Here is a 3959-nt window from a genome sequence, read left to right on the forward strand (position 1 = left end):
TAATGTATAGAAAGATTCTCAAAGGAGGGACAGTATGACAAAGAAAAAAATGACTTTTCTGGCAGTGACTGCAGTTGTAGTGATCGGAATTAGCGGTGGCGCTGTGTATGCATATAATTATCAACAGGAGCAGACGAGGCAGGAACAGGAGAAGATAGAGCAGGGAAAGAAAGAAGTTGCAGAAAAGGCGGAGCGGATCCGTGTAGAAGAAGCCAGGGCCGAAATAGAGAAACAGCTGGATACGATTGAACAGAATATGATAGCCTTATATGCCAATGAGGACATGAAGATGCCAGCGGATGGACTTACAAAGGATAAGATAGATGCGGTACAGAAGGAACTGGAAGCATTCAAGGAAACGTATGGAGCGGATCCGAATGCCAGTAAGGAGCAGGCAGCCAGGTTTGAAAGCCTGGAGAAGGAGTTCCAGTATATCCAAGCTATGTTTGAAATCGTAGGAACTTATGGCAGCCTTTATCCGGAGGGCCAGCTGGCTGTACCGGGAGTTGATGCCAATCATCTTTTGACAAAGATGAAAACCAGCCTGGAGGCCTTAAAGACCAGTAAGCAGGACTTTTATTCACAGTACATGGGAAAGGTTGATGAAGCACAGAACGCCCTTGCAGGCCAGCTGGCTGTCAGAGAGGCCGTATTTATGATCTATGATAAAGAAACAGGGGCTATGGTGGATGGAGTTACCCGTGAACAGTACCGGGATGTCCTGGAGGCTGTGAACAGCCTTCCAGAAAACACCTTGAAAGCGGAGCTTCTGGGATACCTTCCTACAGTGGATCAAACCTTGACGGCCCAGGAAGAGGCAGCCCAGAAAGCAACCCGGGAATCACTGCAGAGGAAACAGGCTTCTGGGAACAGCACAAGCTCTGATACATCCGGTTCCTCAGGAAGAGCTTCTTCTGGATATACGGAAAGTGATGTGTATTCGGGAAGTGAAAATTCCGAGTCTGGAGGTTCTGGATCTTATAGTAATGGAGAGAATAATTCCTATAATAATGAAAGTTCTTCTGGTGGTGACTCTTCTGGAGGCCAAACAGGCAGTGATAACTCTACAGGAGGTGAGGAGGAATACGGAAGATGGGAAGGAACAATTACTGGCAGTGGAGACATTAAAGGTGGAGGAACTTGGGAGTCATTCACATGGTAATTTAATAACCCAAAAACGTATCGTTTAGGCGATGCGTTTTTTTGTTGGCTTTTGAAAGGGGGTGGTTCTATTGAACTAATAAAATGGTAACATGTTGCAGAAAAATTAGAGAGGAGATTTTCATGGATTGGAAAAACATTGCAAAGAGGGCGGGGGCATTCGGGATGTCCCTTTGTGTGGCGGCAGCCACTATGACAAGCGGAAGCAGTCCAGTTTTGGCAGATGGAGGACCGGTAATCGAACATACAGGATATTGTGAGTTTGGTGAGAGGAGTGTAGGTAACTTCTATGTCGATGGAGAAAGGGCCTTTTGCATAGAGCATAATAAAGAGTCCCCTGAAACAGGTACTCCGGTTGAAGTGAATCCATACGATAATGACATGATTAAAACAGTTCTGTACTATGGGTGGGACGGAAAAGGAAACATCTTCACAGATGAGGCGGAAGGTGTTGTGCGAACCAGTTCTGCACTTAGCGTTCTGTACAGTGGGGATAATGAAAATGGACAGATGCTCGCCCAGCCATTATTAGACTATGCTGCAGAACATCTGATCACGGACATGAACATTTATTTCAGCAAAGAATCGATCACAGCCAGTATCGCAGGGGACCAGCAGAGGACGGAGGATGTCACAGTGAATGGTGATGCCAGGAATACGGTGAGTTTCTCGCTTCCGGAGCAGGTAGTGCTGCATAATAAGACAACCGGTGAGGAGACCGGTGGTGAGGCGACTGTAAAGGGCGGGGATGTATTTTATCTTACCGCACCTTTAAATGGGGCTGCTGATTTTTCTACTGGTATACTAAAAGGCAGCATGGGGTATTGCCAGCCTTTACTGCTTAAAACCTCAGATGACGTAGTTCAAGATTTAATAAAGTTAGGATGGCGTGATCCTGAACATACAACCAGTTTATCCGTTACCTGGCAGAAGGCCGGAAACATCAAGGTGAGCAAGACCGATTCCGAGAGCGGCAAGGCAGTGGCCGGCGCAGAATATACCATCTATGATGCGGCTGGCAAGAAGGTTGGGACGATCACCACGGATAAAAAAGGTGAAGGTATCCTGGAGAACCTTCCGGCCGGGGATTACACCGTCAAAGAGACAAAGGTCCCGGCAGGGTACTTCATAGATGGGACCACTTATCCAGTAAAAGTAACACCTGGTGAGACTGCAGCGGTTGGCAGCAAGGACCAGCCGGTGTATGGCAGGATCTCCATCCATAAGTCCGATAAAGAGACTGGAAAAGCAGAGAGCCAGAGCAGTGATAAAGGGTTTGCCGGGGCAGAGTACACCGTCTATGCAGCGGAGAAGAACCGGGACTATGAAAAAGACCAGGAAGCTGCTGTACTTACCCTGAACGAGGATGGAAAAGCCGTTTCCGGAGACCTGATCCACGGGAAATATTACGTGAAGGAAACGAAAGCCCCCGCAGGCTATCTGCTTGACGGGAACAAGTATCCCGTGACCGTATCGGATACTGCCAAAGAGATCAAGGTATATCCGGTGGAGTGTGCGGACCAGGTGATCCGGGGCGACATCGAGCTGATCAAGGCTGAGGATGGGACCCTGGACCGGATGGCTAACGTGAAATTCTCTATCACGAACAAACTCACCGGGGAATCTCATGTGTTCATCACGGACGAAAATGGTTATTACAGCACTGCCGCGGAATGGAACAAACATACAAAGGATACCAACAAAGGGGAATCCCCGGAGGATGGGATCTGGTTTGGGGGCTCTGAACCGGATGACGGAAAAGGGGCACTCCCATATGGCGTTTATACCATTGAGGAACTGCGGTGTGAAGCGAATGCCGGCCATAAGCTGGTGAAATTTGATGTCAGCATAAAGAGGGATAACTATACCGTGAACCTTGGGACTGTAACAAATGATCTGGAAAAACAGATCGAGATCGGGACCACAGCAAAGGACGGGCAGACAGGGACAAACGAGGGGATACCAGCAAAACAGGTGACCATCATAGATACCGTCTCCTACTATAACCTAATCCCGGGTAAAGAGTACACCGTAAAAGGGACCCTGATGGATCAGGAGACAAAGAAAGAGCTGCAGATAAACGGCAAAACAGTAACAGCAGAGAAGACGTTCACAGCAGAAAAAGCGGACGGTAGTGTAGAACTGGAATTCACCTTTGACGGTTCTGCCCTGGCGGGTAAAAAAATCGTTGTATTTGAAAAGCTCCTCTTTGAAGGACGTGAGGTGGCAGCCCATGAGGATATCGAAGATAAAGGACAGACGGTCACCTATCAGAGTATCAAGATTGGCACCACAGCAAAAGACAAGGATACGGAAAGCAGCCAGGGGATCCCGGTAAAGGACGTGACAATCGTGGATACCGTGACGTATAAGAACCTGATCCCGGGTAAAGAGTACACCATAAAGGGAACCCTGATGGATAAGGAGACAGAGAAGGAGCTGCAGGTGAATGGCAAAGTGGTAACAGCGGAGAAGACATTCACAGCCGAAAAAGCGGACGGTAGTGTGGAGCTGGCATTCACCTTCGACGGATCCGCCCTTGGTGGAAAAGAGATCGTGGTATTTGAAAAGCTCCTTTTTGAAGGACGTGAAGTGGCGGCCCATGAGGATATCGACGATAAAGGGCAGACGGTCACCTATCAGAGTATCAAGATCGGGACCACAGCAAAGGATAAAGCAACAGGGAAAAAAGAGGCGGCAGCGGATAAGAAGATCACGATCGTGGATACCGTAGCCTATAAAAACCTGATCCCGGGGAAGGAATATACAGTAAAAGGAACCCTGATGGATAAGGAGAC

The 3959-nt window shown here is 48.2% G+C and carries 2 protein-coding genes; both read left to right on the forward strand.

The window, feature by feature from the left end:
* Positions 1 to 34 precede the first annotated feature (34 nt).
* Positions 35 to 1162 (forward strand): hypothetical protein, encoded by a 1128-nt coding sequence (locus WMO65_RS25865; protein ID WP_349064820.1) that lies wholly within the window; start codon positions 35 to 37, stop codon positions 1160 to 1162.
* 122 nt (positions 1163 to 1284) lie between these two features.
* The coding region (locus WMO65_RS25870) for a VaFE repeat-containing surface-anchored protein (protein WP_349064822.1) at positions 1285 to 3959 on the forward strand (2675 nt) is incomplete at its 3' end.

Source organism: Blautia caccae (assembly GCF_040095955.1).
Taxonomy (GTDB): domain Bacteria; phylum Bacillota; class Clostridia; order Lachnospirales; family Lachnospiraceae; genus Blautia; species Blautia celeris.